This window comes from Paraburkholderia ribeironis, from assembly GCF_900019265.1.
In the GTDB taxonomy this organism is placed as follows: Bacteria; Pseudomonadota; Gammaproteobacteria; order Burkholderiales; family Burkholderiaceae; genus Paraburkholderia; species Paraburkholderia ribeironis.
Genome location: NZ_CYGX02000043.1, coordinates 15,454 through 33,173 on the forward strand (window position 1 = coordinate 15,454; position 17,720 = coordinate 33,173).

The following is a 17,720-nucleotide window of genomic DNA, read 5'->3' on the forward strand; positions in this document are numbered from 1 at the left end:
ATGAATAGTCCAGCCGTTGAGTTTTACCCTGGCGCCCTTGTCTCGGCCAGAGGCCGCGAATGGATAGTGCTACCCGAGTCCGACACCGAGACGCTGCGCTTGCGGCCCTTGGGCGGCAGCGAAAAGGATGAGTCTCTGATTTACTTGCCCTTGGAACGTCAACCTGTCTGCCCGTCAATTTTCCCGTGGCCGACAGTAAGCCAGGCGCGCACTCATTCAGCCAGCCAGCTGCTGTTGGACGCGTTGCAGCTCAAGCTGCGAAGCGGAGCTGGGCCATTTCGGAGCTTCGGCAACATCGCGGTCGAGCCGCGCGCCTACCAGCTCGTACCGCTGTTGATGGCGTTGAAGCTGCCAATCGTTCGGCTGTTGATTGCAGATGACGTCGGCATCGGAAAGACAATCGAAGGCGCCCTGATTGCGAGAGAACTGCTCGACAGAGGTGAAATTCAACGGTTCGCGGTCCTATGTCCGCCGCATCTCTGCGAGCAGTGGCAGCACGAGCTGGCCGAGCGCTTCCATATCCAGGCCGTGATAGTGCGCACTGCGACGGCTAACCGGCTGGAGCGCAACTTGCCGCCGGGTACATCGCTATTTGATGCACACCCATTCACGGTGGTCAGTCTGGACTACATCAAGTCCGAGCGGCGACGCGAAGCTTTTCATCGCTTTTGTCCTGAGTTCGTTATCGTGGACGAAGCTCATACCTGCACACAGGGTGGACAAGCTCGTCAGCAGCGCTACCAACTGCTCAAGGGCCTTGCTGAAAGTGAAAATCGTCACATCGTGTTGCTGACGGCTACGCCGCACAGCGGCGACGAGGATGCATTTTTCAACCTGCTTGGCCTGTTGCGCCCAGATTTTACTCAGCTCAAGGATTTGCCGCAGGAAGCGCGCGCCGACTTGCGTGAGGACCTCTCACGACATTTTGTGCAACGCCGTCGCCCCGACATCTCCGAATGGCAAGATGCATCGATGTTTCCGGAGCGGAAGACCAAGGAAGAAACATATCGATTGACCGGTGCTTGGGGACGATTGTTCAACGACGTAATGGACTATGCGCGTGAGCTGGTAGAGCGCTCCGAAGGACAAGGGCTGCGCGAACAGCGCATGAATTGGTGGGCCGCTCTGGCTTTGCTGCGTTGCATATCGTCGTCGCCAGCGGCAGCGGTCAACGCGCTACGCACCCGATTGGATGGTGGCGCAGGAGCCGAGGGAGCTGTTGAGCTGACTCTTGAGGAGGTGGAAGCGCAGGTCAGCGAGCGGGTGCTGGACGGCGTGGACGATGCACTGTCTGCTGATGACATCGAGCCGGCTGCGAAAACGGAAGATACCTCTCGACTGCAAGAACTGATTGCTGCTGCGGAAAACCTGGCCGGTGCTGCCAATGACCCCAAACTCGCGAAGCTGCATGAGCACTTGATTGCACTGGTTAAGGAAGGATTCCAGCCTGTAGTTTTTTGCCGATACATTGCCACGGCGCATTATCTGGCTGACTTCCTGCGCAACAAATTCAAGGACGCGGCCGTAAAAGCCGTCACTGGAGAGCTTACTCCTGGGGAGCGTGAAGCTGCGGTCGCAGAATTGGGTGATACCGAAACACGTATTCTGGTCGCCACAGACTGCCTGTCGGAAGGGATTAACCTTCAAAACTTGTTCACGGCTGTCGTCCATTACGATTTGAGCTGGAACCCGACACGTCACGAACAGCGCGAAGGTCGCGTCGACCGATTTGGCCAAAAGGCGCACGAGGTACGCTGCACGATGCTTTACGGCGAGGACAATCCGGTCGATGGCGCGGTGTTGCAGGTCATCCTGCGAAAGGCTGAAAGCATTCGCAAGGAGCTCGGTGTCCTTGTCCCCATGCCAGACGACCAAGGAAAGCTCACTCAGGCTTTGCTTAACGCGGTATTGCTGCGCAAGAACCGCCAGTTTGGGGCTCACGCGCAAGCTGCCTTTGACTTCGGAGAGCCTGCCCAACAGATTGAAGCGGCTTGGCAAAGTGCGCGTGAAAAAGCTGCTAAAAATCGTTCAATTTTCGCCCAGCGCCGACTGAAACCTGATGATGTACTGCCCGAATGGCGCAAGTCGGCAGCCGTATTAGGCGGCGAGGAGGACGTGCAGCGTTTTGTTTCACGCGCGATGTCCCGGCTTGGTGCTGCGCTCGAACCGTACAAGCAACATTTCAAGGCGCACCTCGATACCCTACCAACTTCCCTTTGCGAGCGCCTAGCGGCGGAAGGCCTGACCGGCACGTTGCGCATCGATTTCAAGCAACCCGCTGCGCAGGGAGCCGTCTTTATTCAGCGTACACACCCGCTCGTATCGGCGCTTGCCGATACTTTGCTGGAGCAAGCGTTGGATAACGACATGAACGACGCAGACGGTATTGCTCGCGCCGGTGCTGCGTTTGTTGGCAACGTTAGTCTGAAAACCACCGTATTGCTTCTGCGTCTGCGGTACCAGCTTAGCGCCACTCGTGATAACCAAACCAGACTCATGTTGTGTGAAGAGACCGTCGCGGTTAGTGCCGTGGGAAGTGCTCCTTTGACCGAAGTGAGCTCGTCAGATGTCCGCGAGCTTTTGGGTGCTCAAGCTGTACGCAACATGCCTCCGGTTGTCCGAGACAGGCATATCCAACAAGCGCTCGACGCACTACCGAGATGGAAAGAGGCGCTGGAGGCTATCGCAGAGACGCGAGCCAATGGTTTGCTTGCCGACCATCGGCGCGTGCGAGAGGCATCGGAGGCTCGTGGTAGCTATCAGGTCACAGCGAGCTTGCCGGTCGATGTAATGGGGGTGTATGTGCTGGCCCCTGCGCCTGCGGGAGTATGAGCATGGCACGCACGAACGTCCACCAACTCGCCTACACCGCCATCCGTATCGAGGGTGGCCTAATTCCGGCGGACGAACTGACTCGGCTGACTGCGCTCAATGCGCCGGAAAAGACCGAACAGACGGAAGCTTATTACAACATTCCGAAGGGCCTGAAGTTGCGCGATGAAGTCGCCCGCAACTTCAAAATTGCCCAGAACCTTTGGCAAGATTTTCAGCAGTTACGCCAACGGCAGGACGTGGACGCCTACGACGCGACGACACGAGACTTCCTTGTCCCGCTATTTCGCCACGCGCTCGGCTATACGGACCTTGCGCCCGTGACCAGCTTGCAAGCCACGAATAATGCGTACCACAGCTATCAAATCGGGCATGCGGCGTTGAACAGGCGGTTGCCCGTCGTTATAGCGGCGCACAACCAATCGCTGGACTATTCGACCGAGCGATTTGGCGAGACCAACTCGGAGACTGGTCGCATTCGTCGCCGCAGTCCGTTCATGCTTGCGCAAGAGGCTCTCAACGCCACCGATGCTTCTTTGTGGGCAGTTGTTAGCAACGGCTTGACCCTGCGTATTCTTCGTGACAACCCGAGCCTAACGCGTCCCGCCTACGTTGAGGTGGACCTTGAGGCCATCTTCAATGAAGAGCTGTACTCCGACTTCACCGCCTTCTGGCTCTTGGTACACGTCAGTCGCTTCGGTCAGCCGGACACTGAGCCTGCAGATTGTCCATGGGAGCGTTGGTATGGCGCTGGTCAGCAGGCGGGCGTTACGGTACGGCAGAACCTCCGCTACCAGGTAGCAGATGCGTTGCGTTCGCTGGGAACTGGGTTCTTGAGAAACCCCGCCAACGCTACACTGCGTTCGCTCTTGCATGACCCGGAGCTCGGCAGCAACGCAAAGCAGGCCTTTTTTGAAGAGCTGTTGAGTCTCGTGTACCGACTCATCTTCCTCGCTACCGTGGAAGACCGTACCGACCCGAGCACCGGCCGCTCACTTATCTTCACGCCAGATGCCACGGAACAAGCTCAACAGCTATATCGGGCAGGCTACAGTCTGACTTGGTTACGCGAACGCGCGGCGCGGCGCAGCAGCCACGACACACACAGCGACCTCTGGCAGGCCCTTTCCATTACCTTTGATGGACTGGCATCCGGTCAACCTGCGCTGGGTCTGCCTGCTTTGGGGGGCTTGTTCCAAACCGAGCAGTGTCCCCTGCTCAATACTGCGCACATAGACAACCGCTACCTGTTGACGGCCGTTTTCCAGCTCGGATACTTCCGTCACCCTTCCGGTCTCACGCGTGTGAACTACCGCGATATGGGGGCCGAGGAACTAGGCAGTGTCTACGAGAGCCTGCTGGAGTTAGTCCCCGACATCCAAAGTCTCAGCCAGCCGCACGCGGCCAAGCTAGGTTTTGTAGGAGATGACGACGACGCCTCGAACAAGGGTAACGCGCGCAAGCTTACTGGCAGCTACTACACGCCTGACAGCCTGGTGCAGGAACTCATCAAGAGCGCACTGGAGCCCGTCATTGAACAGACGGTCAAAAACAACGCCAGCCGTCCAGTAGAGGCGCTGCTGCAGCTGACGGTGTGCGACCCGGCGTGCGGCAGTGGTCACTTCTTGCTGGCCGCCGCTCGTCGGATGGCCGACGAGGTAGCAAAGCTTCGCGCTGCACAGCACGGTGGCGCTCCCACGCCAACAGACTACCGCCACGCATTACGTGATGTGGTTGGTCATTGCATCTATGGCGTTGACAAAAACCCAATGGCTATCGCCTTGGCGAAAACCGCGCTATGGCTGGAGGCCTATAGTCCGGACCGACCTCTCACCTTCATTGACCATCACCTGCAGGTGGGCGATGCGTTACTGGGTGTGCTTGACCCGAAGATTCTCGAATACGGTATCCCAGATGAGGCCTATAGCGTACTCAGTGGCGACGACAAGGCGACTGCCGGCGCACTAAAGAAGCAAAACAAGGCCGACCTGAAAAGTTGGAAACAGGTGGTGGCTAACGACCTCTTTGCGGCGAGCTCGTTGGCCACTGTCGCCGATGCGGTGGAGCACCTGGCCGACGACACGCTGGAAGGCATTGCAACCAAGCGCAATGCATGGCACCAAGCGCATGTTTATGCCCTAGAGTCGACGCTGGCCAAGCTGGCAGACACCTATGTCGCCGCTTTCCTTGCACCTAAGGTGCCCGGAAACGCTGGTTTTGTCCCCTTGTCTGGATACTTGTGGGGCCTGTTACACAGCGATAGCCACAGCGGTCAGAACGCCGCTCTGGGCCAAGCCGTCTATGACCTGTGCCGCACTAATAGCGTGTTCCATTGGTGGCTGGCGTTTCCGCAAATTGCAGCGCAGGGCGGATTTTCAGTCATGCTCGGCAATCCGCCATGGGAGCGGATAAAGCTGCAGGAAGAAGAGTTTTTTGCTACTCGCAGTCCCTTGGTGGCCGGCGCCAAAAACAAGGCTGAGCGAGCCCAGCGCATCGATTTGTTGCGCCGGGGGATGTTGCTCCATACCTTGTACCCAGACCTGGAAGCAGCGGAAGGCCTGAGCCCGCCAAACTCTGCGGAAATGCAGCTCTATACCACATTCATTGCATCCCGCCGTGGTGCAGAGGCGGCAAGCCTCTATGCTCACGATGGCGGGCGCTACCCTTTGACCGGTGTAGGCGATGTCAATACCTACGCGCTGTTTGCCGAAACTTTTTTCCAACTGACAAGAATCGATGGCAGAGCGGGCTTCGTCGTGCCATCTGGCATAGCGACAGACGATTCCACCAAAGCGTTTTTTGGGACATTGGTGAAAAATCGTCGCCTGTATTCACTCTTGAGTTGCTATGAAATTAGACGATGGTTTCCTGGAACTGATGACAGGAAACCTTTTTGTATGTTGACGATTGGCGCTTCCGAGATGGCTAGGTTTGTCTGTGACCTAGAGAGAATTGATGATTTGAGCAAGTTGGATAAGTGGTACACGCTCAAGGCCAGTGAGTTCAAACTGCTCAATCCCAACACTCTGACGCTACCGATATTTCGCAGCCAGCGCGACGCTGAGCTGACCAAAAAACTCTATAGTGCCGCGCCCGTGCTCATTCGTGAGGCTGTGGTCGATGGGGACGGCAAAGACGTCTGCGTTTTGGAGACTGAGGTGAATCCATGGGGCATCACCTTCCAGCGAATGATGGATATGTCGAACGACAGTTATTTGTTCTCCGACCGCGCTACCGATTCCAATGGCACTGTTGTCCGAGTTCCGTTGTACGAAGCGAAGATGGTTCATCAATTCGACCACCGTTGGGCCACTTACGTGGACAGTCCTGAAAAGCCCGGCGGGCTGGATACCGAAGACGTGAGCATCGAAAATAAAGGTTCACCTGTCTATGCGGCGCGCCCGCGTTACTGGGTGGACGAGCGCGAGGTCTTGGCGCGCATCGCCCGCGTGCCGAGTCGAGTAGCCAATGCGTGGCTTATCTGGCGCTATGCCACCGACGCGGTTCTGCCAAACGAGGGTGGTGCTGACGAATTTTCCAAGTTGAACGAGCGACGCCAAGCGCTTACCTTGGTCTTGGCGGGCTGGGTGGCCGGAGCCATGTTCCGCCGTACTGTGACTTCAGACGCTACGTCGCGTCAGTCAGCCGCCAAGACGGCCGACCTATTCGATGAACCGCCTACCGTTGATGCAACCCCACGTAAGCTTGCGCAGGCATCGATGTGGAGCGACAAAGCCGCCGTAGTGGCCTCGCAGGCTGTGGAGCGGGAGCTGGCGGGGCGATTCGCGGAGTTGGCAGATGCCCTGAAAGGTGACGGCATCGCGGGAAAAAAAGCACTGGCCGCCTTCCAGAAATGGGCGCTTCAAGACGACCCGGCCGGAGGCCTGAGCGTCAGCGACGCAGAGCTGAATGAGCTGGAAGCGTTGCAAACGCCCAGAGCCAGCGGGTCTGCAACGCTGCCCTTGGAGTTCCTGGATGCCTGGATGGACCGGCGCAGTCCAAAGTGGTTGATGGGGTGGCGGGACATCTGCCGTTCGACCGATGAGCGCACCGTAATTGCATCCATCGTGCGGCGAGTCGGGGTGGGGCACAAAATGCCGGTCATCCGGTTCCCATTGTCACTGTCGGCAGCTCACGCGGCGGCGTTATATGGCAACCTCTGTGCTTTAGTGCTGGACTACGCTGCTCGCCAGAAGGTCGGCGGTACGTCTCTAACGTATCACTATCTCAAGCAGTTTCCCATTCTGCCTCCTGAACGCTACACCGCAGACGACCTGGTCTACATAGTCGCGCGCGTGTTGGAACTCACTCACACGACATGCGATATGCAGGGTTGGGCCGACGAACTAACGGACGCGCTTCCTGACTGTGACCCACGCCCCGCCGAGTTGCGCCACACACCGTTGCCTCCGTTCACATGGAACCCAGAGCGACGGGCTCAATTGCGCGCCGAACTCGACGCATACTACGCCCATCTGTACGGTCTAGACCGCGACGAACTGCGCTACATTCTCGACCCGGCTGACGTCATGGGCGAAGACTACCCCAGTGAAACCTTCCGCGTGCTTAAAACCAACGAGATGCGCGCTTTTGGCGAATATCGCACTGGTCGTCTTGTCTTGGAGGCTTGGGACCGACTGGAAAGCATGGGATGGCGTGAAGTTCCCGCACCGTCACCCATCGACGTGCGGTATTCGAGTATCGGCATGATTCAAAGCGCCGAAGACGCGAAGCTCGCAGGGTTCATCGCGGCAGCCATTGGACAACGTGCGGACGGCATCACAACCGGCGAGTTACAGTCGACAGTGGCGCACGCTTCCCTTGCAGCAGAACTACTTGACGCCACGGAGGCGGAGCGACTCAGCCATATACTCGATTCTATCGATTGGCTCGAACCACCTGAGTCGCTTAGCCGCGTGCCAATCCTTGTTCAACGGCTGGAGGCGGCGGGAACTGTCGTCCGGAAGCGTGCCGGCTCCGAGTCAAGATTTGTTCGGGGAGACGCCGCTTTGCCAAACGACGTCGTCCACTTGCACGAACACGACGAACTAGCATGCCTGCTGTTGGAAGCGGAAGCTCGACGGCTCGCCGGCCAAACGAATAGCTCAGCAGTGCAAGAGCCTTCGAGAAAGGCTCAAGGCACGAGTTAGGAAATCACATGACTCCTTGGCTCTCGGATTTTCCTGCTGTTCGTCGCTTGCCTCGGCTTTGGGTCGAGACTGTCTGGCTGCTCGAATCGCGAGAGCCACTCGTGGTTACGAGGAACATAGAGCTTCACCCCGGCCTCAATATTGTTTGGGCGCGGGAACCGGATTCTGCGCAAGCGTCGGGGCTTGCCAGTGCAGGCCATGGGGTCGGCAAGACGTCGCTGTGCCTTCTTTTGCGCTACGTACTCGGCGACGATGCCGGCGCCATTACTGCGTTGCGCGAGAAGGCCGTCGCCGCTTTTCCCAAAGGCGGCATAGCAGCTAGGGTGCACATCGACGGAGTGGCATGGCTGGTCTTTCGGCCGTACGGCGCGTATAGCCATTCGATTGCAAAGGAATGCGAGTTATTTGAAATGCTATTCGACGCTAACACGTCGAATGACTTCCAAGGCTACGTTTCCAGCCTGGAGATTGCCTCTATCGGCAGACTGACCGCCAAAACGCTACCCGGAACGAACCAACCTTTAGAGTGGCGACATCTCCTGGCCTGGTGCGTTAGAGACCAGAAGACGCGCTTCGACGGCTTCTTTCACTGGCGCGACGGGGAAGGGCTCGGATTTCGCCGGCCGCGAAGAGACCCTCCTCTGTTCGTGAATTCCGTACTCGGCCTCCTTGACTCCAGTCTCGACCAGTTGATTCGGGAGGTCGAGGCAACTCAGGCTGCGCTTGACCAACTGGAGAGCCGGATACCGGACCTGGAAAAGGAGCCCGAATTTGTGCTCGCACAGGTGGAGCGTCAGATAAGGCGGCTTGTGCAGGCAGGCGAAGACGAACCCGTATACGAGACCACGGTTGGTGCATCCCTGGAAGGCCGTTTCAAAGAAATGCTGGAAACGGCTCTTTTGAGAGAGGAAGAATTTGACCAGCAGTATCAGCAAGCGGAGGAAGAGTTGCTACAAGAGCAGCTGAAGCTTGCGTCGTTTAAAGGGGCAGCTGAGCGAGCTCGCCGCGAGCGCGACATTGCACGGTCAATCGTTGACGCCAACGAGCACGAATACAATCGCTTGACGACGATGCGAAACCGCCTCGAAGGACTAAGCGGTCAGATGTGTGAGCACGGTCATATCGATTTCGCCGATTGCGAACACATAAGGCGACGAACGGCGTCGCAGAGCTTGCCTTGGCACATGGACGCGTTGGCAGCAAAGCGGAATGCCCCGCGAGTAGCCGCAGAGCTAAAGCAAGCGGAGAACGCTCTCGCGCAAGCAGAGACAACCGAACAAAATCAGCAGCAAATCGTCTCAGACGCGCGGGCCAACCTGCGTCGGCTGCAGGTTCGAATCGCTACTAGCGAAACAGCAAGGTCTCAGCTAAAGCAGCGCTGGGACGAATTCTTAGCTCTGGAATCGCAGCGAAAACAAGGCACGGACAGCCTGGAGCTGACCCGGGCGCGAACGAGGCAGAGGACTCTCAACGAGGACGTAAGCAGATTGTTGTCGTCCCTCACGGTGCGCAGGTCTGAGCAGTCGTCGAGAGCCGAATCGATAAAGGCACTGACTCGTTGTGTTGCAGCCAGACTCTTGGGTGAGTCGGGCTATGGCCGGTTTATGCCGGACTCGGAGACTCGGCCTTTTGATGTATCTAAGGGCGGAGAGGCTTATCAGGTGCTTGAGGTTTTGCTCGGTGACATTGTCTGTCTCCTGGACGCAGCAACGTCGGAATCGAGCAATCATCCAGGGCTTCTCGTTCACGATTGTCCCCGTGAAGCAGACATGAGCGAGCGACTGTATCGGGACTTCTTCTTGACGGTCGCGGAAGCAGCTGACGAACTTGCAACGGGGGACGATGTGTCGTTTCAATATATCGTGACGACCACTTCTGCGCCGCCCCCCGAATTGCAGAAGCCGGAATTCTTGGTTCTGGAGCTATTGCCGGGCAGACCCGAGACGATGCTGTTCAAGCGCGAGCTCATGCCGGTCCTTAACGGTCTCGAGGAGAGCACCTAGCATGGGGCGCAGAGCTGTCCCAGAAGGGCAACGAGCGACGTTCACGGCCTGTCGGGTCAATCTTAACGTTTCCGCGTCTGTCATTTCTTGCTGGTTTTCAGGAGCGATTCGATACTCTGATGGTCGCTTACGTTAAACGTGAATGGAACCACCGGTTGGTCGGAAAAAGAGTATGACGACATTGCAACGAACGCGTTTGGAAAAAGCCGCTGCCGATTGTGGCTTTGATTTGTCGCCCCAGTGGGAAGACGATGCGCTTCGGATGCGCTCGAATCAGTTTCCTGAAACAGTTCTCGTCCGCAGCTTGTCGGATGACGAATTCGAGGTGCTCGCGTCAAATCCAGTGCTGCTGCCCCGCGAGGCGACAAAGGATAAGGCGCTCACTGTTTTTGGATGGAAGAGCTTGTACGGCGTACTCGACGCAGCCAACGCGTGTGCTCGAACGCTCCCGAACAGGGTTGCGCAGCAATTCAAAACCATGACTGCCGAATTGCCAAAGACTACCGAGGCCGAGAGGCTTGTGGTCCAACGAGTCGGCCAAAACCTGTTCCGCGAGGCGCTACTTGAGTTTTGGGGCGGCAGGTGCTGCGTAACTGGTCTTGCAGTTCCGGCGCTTTTACGCGCTTCGCATATTCGTCCGTGGGCGAAGTGCGAGTCTGACGAGCAGCGATTGGACGTGTTTAACGGATTGCTGCTCTGTCCCAATCTTGACGCGATGTTCGACGATGGTTGGATAACATTTCAAGACGACGGCGGAATGGTGATGTCGCAAGCCTTGAATGAACACGCGCAAAAGGCGTTGGGCATCGCGTTGCCGCTTTGTGCACAGGGTATGCGACCAGAACATGCACCGTATCTAGCGTTTCACCGGTCGAACGTCTTCCGAGCCGCGACATAACGACGTTGCGAGGTTGCAGCGCATCCTCTGCGTTACGGGACTGGGTGCTTGCTGTGCCATGGATACCGTCGAAATAGCCGTCGCTGCCGCCAACAACGCCATAAATGAGAGAGATTCCGATGCGTCAAACTCCGACGCTTCTTACCGACGAACCGTCAAATGTTGACGAATTGGGCGGAGCGCACGCGAAGATTGCAACGACCATAGTCAGACTGATTCAGACGTCTCCCGGCGGCCAGACGATACGGCTCGACGGCACTTGGGGAGCTGGAAAGTCGACAGTCGTAAAGATGGTCGCTGAGCACTTCGACAATCTTGGTCCAACAGTAGTGGACAAGGTGATATCCGAGCCGACTGATGTCACTGTATTCCAGTACGACGCATGGGTTCACGTCGGAGACCCGCTTCGCCGCGCATTCCTTTCTGCGCTTGTCGGAAGGATTGCTGATAGGGGCTGGCTAGCGCAATCAGACGGGCCAGCGAGCGCCTCGTTCTGGAGACGAAGGCTGGATGAGCTGAGTCGGCGACTGAAAACGACGTCTCGAAAGACAACGCCATTTTTCTCCACCTCAGCGAAGGTGATTTTATCGGCACTTGCGGCACTGGCCATCGCTGCGCCGATGATATCCGAGGTCGAAAAACGTCTCGTCGAGCCGCTCGGTACGGCTCCGCTCTTTGCCTCGACAATACTGGTGGGGCTTGTCGCCTTCGCGTTGATTCACTTGATGTCCAATGAAGCCATGGGCTTTATCGTCCGGCGTAACTCGGACGAGGAAGCCATGGAGGTACGAGACGAACCGGAGCCGACATCTATTGAGTTCCAGGAGGCGTTTAGCGAGCTAATGCAGGGCGTGCTTAGTCGTGACACACGTCGCTTAGTCATCGTTGTGGATAACCTCGACCGCATCGACCAGGTCGACACGAAAGCAGTATGGGCGCTCCTGCGTTCCTTCCTGGACAATCCGCAGTTCAAGGCTCGAGACTGGTTTCGTCGATTGTGGGTCATCGTCCCAGTGGTAGACGAACGCCGAGTGCTGCAGTCATCGGTCTCGGACCCGATTCTGGGCTCTGCAGGTCAAGACGTTGCTCGCCCGTCGTTTCTGGAAAAGGTATTCCAGGTTCGCTTCTCGTTACCACCACCGATGCTTCATTCGTGGAAGAGCTACTTTAGCGCCAAACTTTCTCAAGCATTCGGGGAAGACCTGCTGGGCGACTACGATGAGATTTTGCGGCTCTATGAAGATGGAGAACTCCGCCAAAATGGCAATTTGACCCCGCGAGGAATCGTATCTTTCATAAACGAACTCGTGGTACTTAAGCTGGAGTGGGGTGGCGAAGTTCCGCTTTCAAGCTTGGCGGCATATGGTCTTTCGAAGGACGGGTTTGTCGGCGACAACTGCTCGCCTCCGCTGGCTGCGAGTCGAATTTTGCATGATGACTCTCTAGTCGATACATTCGCCATGCTGCACCATTGCGCCTCGACCAAAGAGGAGGCATCCTATATTTCGGTTCGTCCCCGGCTCGAAGCCGCGATGGACGGTGCCGATAGCGAAACCATCAGCAAGCTTTTCAAAGAAAGCCCGGCTTTCCAATACGTTCTCGACCGATACATCCGACAGGACGTCGCAAGCCTGGGCGGACAACAGGAGCGGCTGTTGCAAGCGGTTCGGGCACTTCGTCCGTATGTTGTCGGCGAAAGCTTGCTTTCGCCCGGGACCGCATCGCATTTCCGGCGAATTGTCTTCTCGACTATGACCGAGACGAAAAGCTTGCGTTTCTTTAATACAAATCTGATACCAGGCTTGGAGGCCCTGCTGGATGTCTCAGTTTCTCGCGACGAGACCGCTTCGGCGATTGTTGAAATGCTGAGGAATATCGACCGGTCAGCGGCAGAGCAATCGAGTGCATTGGACAAGCAAATTTCTGATGGATGGCAATCGTGGGTGTCCGCTCTTACAGGTGTACTCTCACTCGAAGATGTGCGCCTGACTATGATGGTCGAAGGGTTCGAGAAAGTTGTGTTACCAATTGGTCCCGAGCTTTGGGCGCGATTGTGCGTTGAGTTGACCGGAACCGCGCGTGCAAGGACGTTGAACTCGTGTACGTGCAGAGGTGGTGACGATGCGAAGCTCGCGTGGCTAACGGAGCGATTCGGCTCTGACGGTCTCGGAGCTGCGGAAATAGCGCTGCTCGAGCGGGCCATAGAAGACGGCCACGAGGGTTTCTTCGACATCATTGCAGAATCCCTTGTTAGGAAATGCACCGGCCCTGCCCAGATATTGTCTCAAGGGAGCGACGACCACGTACTGCCATCGTTAATAGCACTGTTCAAAATCGACCGTATGCGCTTCAAGCCATATCTACGGAAATTGTCAGATAACGGTGTTTTGTGTAAAGAATTCGGCTTATCTAACGCGCCGAACATGTGGGGATTGGCTGCCCTCACCTATCTAATGGCTTTTGCAACCGATGGTGCGTTGGAACTACGGGACCAAGCCTATGACGAGGTGACAACTAAGGGGCTACACGTCGTACGTGGGACAGCGGAAGGTAAGCTCGGACTCAATTCCAATCAGGCACAAATATACGCAGAGGCCCTTGCAGACCTAGAAGCCTATGAGGTGTTGCCGCTGATTGCAAATCGGTGGGGCAGCAAGGGGCTGCTAAGCTCGATAGTGCTCGCGCTGGCGGAAAACAAGCGGTTCCTTCGATTCGTTCAAGCGCGTGGCGACTTTAAGACTAGTTTGATAGCTTTTGCCGGCGAGTACCTTTTTGACCTGACGTTACGTGAGCAGTTTGTTGATGCAGCGCTGCATGCAGAAACACGCACGGACGCGAATACATCGTTTGACAAGCAACGTAGCTTGAGCGAACGGCTACAGGAAACGCAAATTCCCTCGTGAAACGCTCGTCAGTGGGCAGAGAGAGCGAACGAACTTCTCAAGTGCACCATTTCCGACGCAGAAGACAATCGCTACGAGGCTGAAAGCAGCGCCGGCGAAGATGAAGATATCGACTTGCTGTTCAGCAGGTTACTGAGCCGGTAGGCTCTTCGATTGATACAACCACCAGCCCCATATCTTTGGTTCTGGGTCGATTCAGACACAAGTTGTCGCTAGAGGACAGTCTGTCGCAGGTCCATACTCGACAAGGCGTGCACCTCTTGGTTTAAGTGTGAAGTGCTGAGAGTACGCAATCTCACGATGCATCCTTCGAGCTTCTAGCTATCTCTTGTCAGTTCGTGTGTCCGAAAATCATCGCCGAGAAACGAGAATTTGTGCGAGAACAGTGCAGCGAGCTTGTCGTCGGCGGTAGCGAAGAATATCTGACACGAGCCTGCTACAACGATATCACGTAAGTAGTCCAAAAATGAAAGAGTATTCATATCGTCGATGTGCGCGACCGGGTCGTCAATTAGCATTATCGGCGGAGCGGTGACGGCCGAAAGATTCATTCCCAAAAAAATCGAAAGCGCAAACGCGGCGCGTTGGCCTGTGCTTACCTGAGACAGACTTACTCGTGCGGTTCCCTCACGTCTACGCAGAAACGCGTCGCCACCAATCTGAACTGCGAACTCCTGGGGAGTGTGGATGCGGTGAAAGATGTCACCAATCTCGGTGATTCGAGCCACAAGCGCTTCATTCGTGAACGATGTCAACGACGACGTCTCTTTTAGCGTCGCGATTGCTCCCAATGCTGACTGCAACCTGACCAATACGTCGCGAGCTGTGTCACGTTCGCTTGCCGCCGAACGCGACTCGCCTTCGAGGCGAGTGACAACGTCTACGGCGTGCTTTTCCCGCGCAAACGCTTCCATTAGCTTGAGCTGCGCCTGCTGCGCCGCGCGAAACGCTGGGAGCATCTCAGCCACAGTCATATCAGACCGCTCTTCGATAAGGGGCACTATCTGGCTCAACGTGTCCGACAGTAACTTGAGCGCAACCTCGTACTTGGTCAGCTTCTGTTTCGCCTCTTGCCAATCGCCAAGAGGAGTATGTTTGAATGTCGCCGCGAAGGATTGCCACGACGCATTTAGTTTGGTCTGCTCTACATCGATATCTACCAAATCTGCCGAGAGACGCTCGTTATCCTCCTCGAGACGCGTCTCAAGGGCTTCGATAGCAGGCAAATTCACCGCACCTGAAACGGCCTCAGCGAGCTTCTCTACGATGAGGGCAAATTCATCAGCGGTCAGCCTGAGCGGTTCCAGTTCGCTTAGTGTCCGACCGACAGCCTCAAGCTGACTTTTACGCGCGTCGAGCGTGGCTCGTTTGGATGCCACCGCTTCGAGAGCCTCCTTGAGCGAGACTGCCTGAGGGCGACCAAGCACGTGTTCGGAAAACTCAGCCAATTTTCCCAACGCTGACAGCCGTGATGCCAGGGTTGCGGCCTGCTCGCTATTCTCCCGGAGAGACGCGGAAAGACGCCCCGTGTCAGGGTCGTCGGACGTAGTCCCGCTAGCTGCAATGCGCGCTTGCAGCTCGTCGCCCTCGAAGACCGTCGCGCACAGCGGACAAGTATGTGGGTCTGCTCCGTCGGCAAACATGCTGCCCGCGAGTGAATGCAACTGTTCCTGAAGAGCTTGCATTCGGTGAATGGATTGTCGATGAGACTCAAGTAGACGGTGGGAAGCATCCCGTGAGCGCTCCAGACTTTCCTGGCGAGTCTTGAGTGATTTGCCCAGTTCGGCGAGAGAAAGTGTTGGATTAACGTCATCCATTCCAAGCAATGGGGTGGCATCGACACCATTCAGCACGCTAACCAGCTCGGCGAGCTCGTCCCTGAGCCTCCGTTCATCGATGTGTAAGCCCTCGAACTTACTCTTATCGTACAGTCGATAGCGCTCGGCGCACGACATCAGCACCTTACACGCCTCCGTAGCGGCTAAGTGTTCTCGTCGTCGTTTCTCGAGTGCAGCGTGGGAGCCTTGAAACGACTCGATGCGCTCGATTGCGGTTCGCACCTCCTCGATACGCTCGCCAATTTCGCTTCTTCTAATGTCTACCAGTCCTTCGGGCCCGAACGCACTGGACTCCAGAAGAACGGTCAGCTTGCCAAGCGGGTTCAGAGTCGTGTCCACCGCGTCCGACACTGACGTCGGAACGTGTCGCCAGTCAATAAGAACAAGATAGCTGTTGAATAGAGCCGCAAGCTCGTCCGAGCTTCGCGGCACCGCTCTCGCTTCGGCGATTCGCTCCTGAGCTTGGCGGACGGACTCAGAAAAACGACGATGCCTTTCCTGCAACACTGGCCGCTGACTAAGCAGTTCTTTCTCCACACGCTCGAGCCTTCCCCAGATGCGCGCGGCCTCGGGTCCAACGAGCAGGTTAGCGAGGTCGTCCCTCAACCGAGTCGAGTCTTTTTCCTGCGAAAGACTTACGGCCGCGTCGGTGTTGAGAAAGTTGAATGTAGAAAAGCTCTCATGTAACGTGCTCTTTTTGAGGTCTAGATTTCCGTACCAGCGCATATTCCGCTCTCGTAGCTCGGCCGCCGGCGTGGAATCCGTCGTCACAAGCGATATGCGTTCCGCCCCGAAAGTTCCCTCAAGTCGCGCCGCGCCAGCGTGCCGCGACCGTGCATTCGCGCCGCAATACAGGTACTCAATGGCCTCCAGCATCGATGTCTTTCCGACGCCGTTTGAACCTCGGATGAGGTTCACGGCTCCAAATTCAAAGTCGCGTATAGTGGGAAAGCTCCGGAAGTGTTGAATGCGAAGGGACCTCAGGAAGAGGCGCTCCCAGACTGTCGGGACGCTTCGCACAACCTCGGAGTCTGGACTGTCAGTAAGCTGATTGCCCTCAAAAATGCGGCGCACTAGAGGAGCAATATCAGAGTCGCCCATGACTTCTTGCAAGCCGGCGGCAGCCAACAGTGTTCGCCATACGGTGACGGGGTCCCTGCTTGGAACCGCTCGTCCATGGGTCGCGCGCTCCTGCTCTGACAATGAGGTATTGAGTTCGTCTTCTGCTACTACGAATTTTCGGGCGTAGTTTCGGTCGCCTTCGAGGACCGACTTGGCACGACGAAAAGGCTCTTCCGCGAATCGCTCTCTTTCTGCAAGGAAATAAAGGTAGCTATTCCAACGAAGGTTCTGCGGCGCGTCGAAATACCGACCTCCGATGACGCGGTCTTGGAATTCTTTTAAAGTCTCCGCACGCGCCTCGATGTCGCCCGTTGTGTCGACATAAAAGGCAGCGTAGGGTTGTTCACGGTGATACTTGTAACCACAAAATATTCCCGGTTCTAGTTCTTCAAGATTTGTCAGCAAATGTCCCATGGTGTCACGGGCACGGATGGTATCAATCATATTCAGGCTCCCGTAATGCTTGTCGGAGAGTCAGACTGTGGGCGGTCAAACCGGGTCGAGTCGGGATGAGACCAGGTCTTAAGTTGTCCATTTCGGCGAAAAACAACGCAACATCTGTCAACCGTAGGTTTGCCAACCAGCGATTGCCGAACCTTATTTCCGACTGCTGCGACGTCCGAATCTCTCGGCTCGTCCCCCAGATAAATCAAGGTGGCTCGTTTGCCTGCGTTTGAAATTATATTGTGATGGGGTTCGGCCGGAGCCCAATCGAAGGTCAGGCCGTCAGCTAGGTCCCGCAACGCAGGCGGCCAATGTGATATCAGCGGTATTTGTCCGCTGAGGCCGATGAATCTGCTGACCAACGCGGCGCGATATTGAGCCGATTGCGGTGCGGTATCTTGGGCGTAGCTGATGCGATAGATGATTTCGTCGCTCTGAATGCAAAATGGTCGCATTTGCTCTAGTGCGTACCACTTGCCGGGATTCGAAATTTCGCCCGCCGTGAGAACTAGCAGGCCGCGGAAATACTC

Annotated in this window: 7 protein-coding genes; 5 read left to right on the plus strand and 2 right to left on the minus strand. The window is 56.5% G+C overall.

Annotated features, from left to right (window positions below; all coding sequences use genetic code 11):
* The 5 genes from BN2475_RS19480 to BN2475_RS19500 all read left to right on the plus strand — a co-directional run bounded on the left by BN2475_RS19480 (position 1) and on the right by BN2475_RS19500 (position 13,786).
* Positions 1–2,832 (plus strand): helicase-related protein, encoded by a 2,832-nt coding sequence (locus tag BN2475_RS19480; RefSeq protein WP_094781144.1) that lies wholly within the window; start codon positions 1–3, stop codon positions 2,830–2,832.
* Positions 2,833–2,834: 2 nt separating this feature from the next.
* Positions 2,835–7,982 (plus strand): Eco57I restriction-modification methylase domain-containing protein, encoded by a 5,148-nt coding sequence (locus tag BN2475_RS19485; RefSeq protein ID WP_159444580.1) that lies wholly within the window; start codon positions 2,835–2,837, stop codon positions 7,980–7,982.
* 8 nt (positions 7,983–7,990) lie between these two features.
* Positions 7,991–9,985: a hypothetical protein gene (locus BN2475_RS19490; RefSeq protein WP_094781146.1), complete on the plus strand. Its 1,995-nt coding sequence runs from the start codon at positions 7,991–7,993 to the stop codon at positions 9,983–9,985.
* A gap of 172 nt (positions 9,986–10,157) precedes the next feature.
* Positions 10,158–10,883 (plus strand): HNH endonuclease, encoded by a 726-nt coding sequence (locus BN2475_RS19495; RefSeq protein ID WP_159444581.1) that lies wholly within the window; start codon positions 10,158–10,160, stop codon positions 10,881–10,883.
* 119 nt (positions 10,884–11,002) lie between these two features.
* A complete protein-coding gene (locus BN2475_RS19500) occupies positions 11,003–13,786 on the plus strand; it encodes a P-loop NTPase fold protein (protein WP_159444582.1) in 2,784 nt (927 codons plus the stop codon).
* 317 nt (positions 13,787–14,103) lie between these two features.
* Here the strand turns inward: BN2475_RS19500 and BN2475_RS19505 are convergent, their stop codons facing one another.
* Together BN2475_RS19505 and BN2475_RS35035 are read right to left on the minus strand one after the other, a co-directional pair.
* Positions 14,104–17,190: an AAA family ATPase gene (locus tag BN2475_RS19505; RefSeq protein WP_094781149.1), complete on the minus strand. Its 3,087-nt coding sequence runs from the start codon at positions 17,188–17,190 to the stop codon at positions 14,104–14,106.
* A 2-nt stretch (positions 17,191–17,192) separates the two neighbouring features.
* Positions 17,193–17,720, minus strand: a 528-nt coding sequence (locus tag BN2475_RS35035) for a hypothetical protein (RefSeq protein WP_218023704.1), incomplete at its 5' end; no start/stop codon positions are given.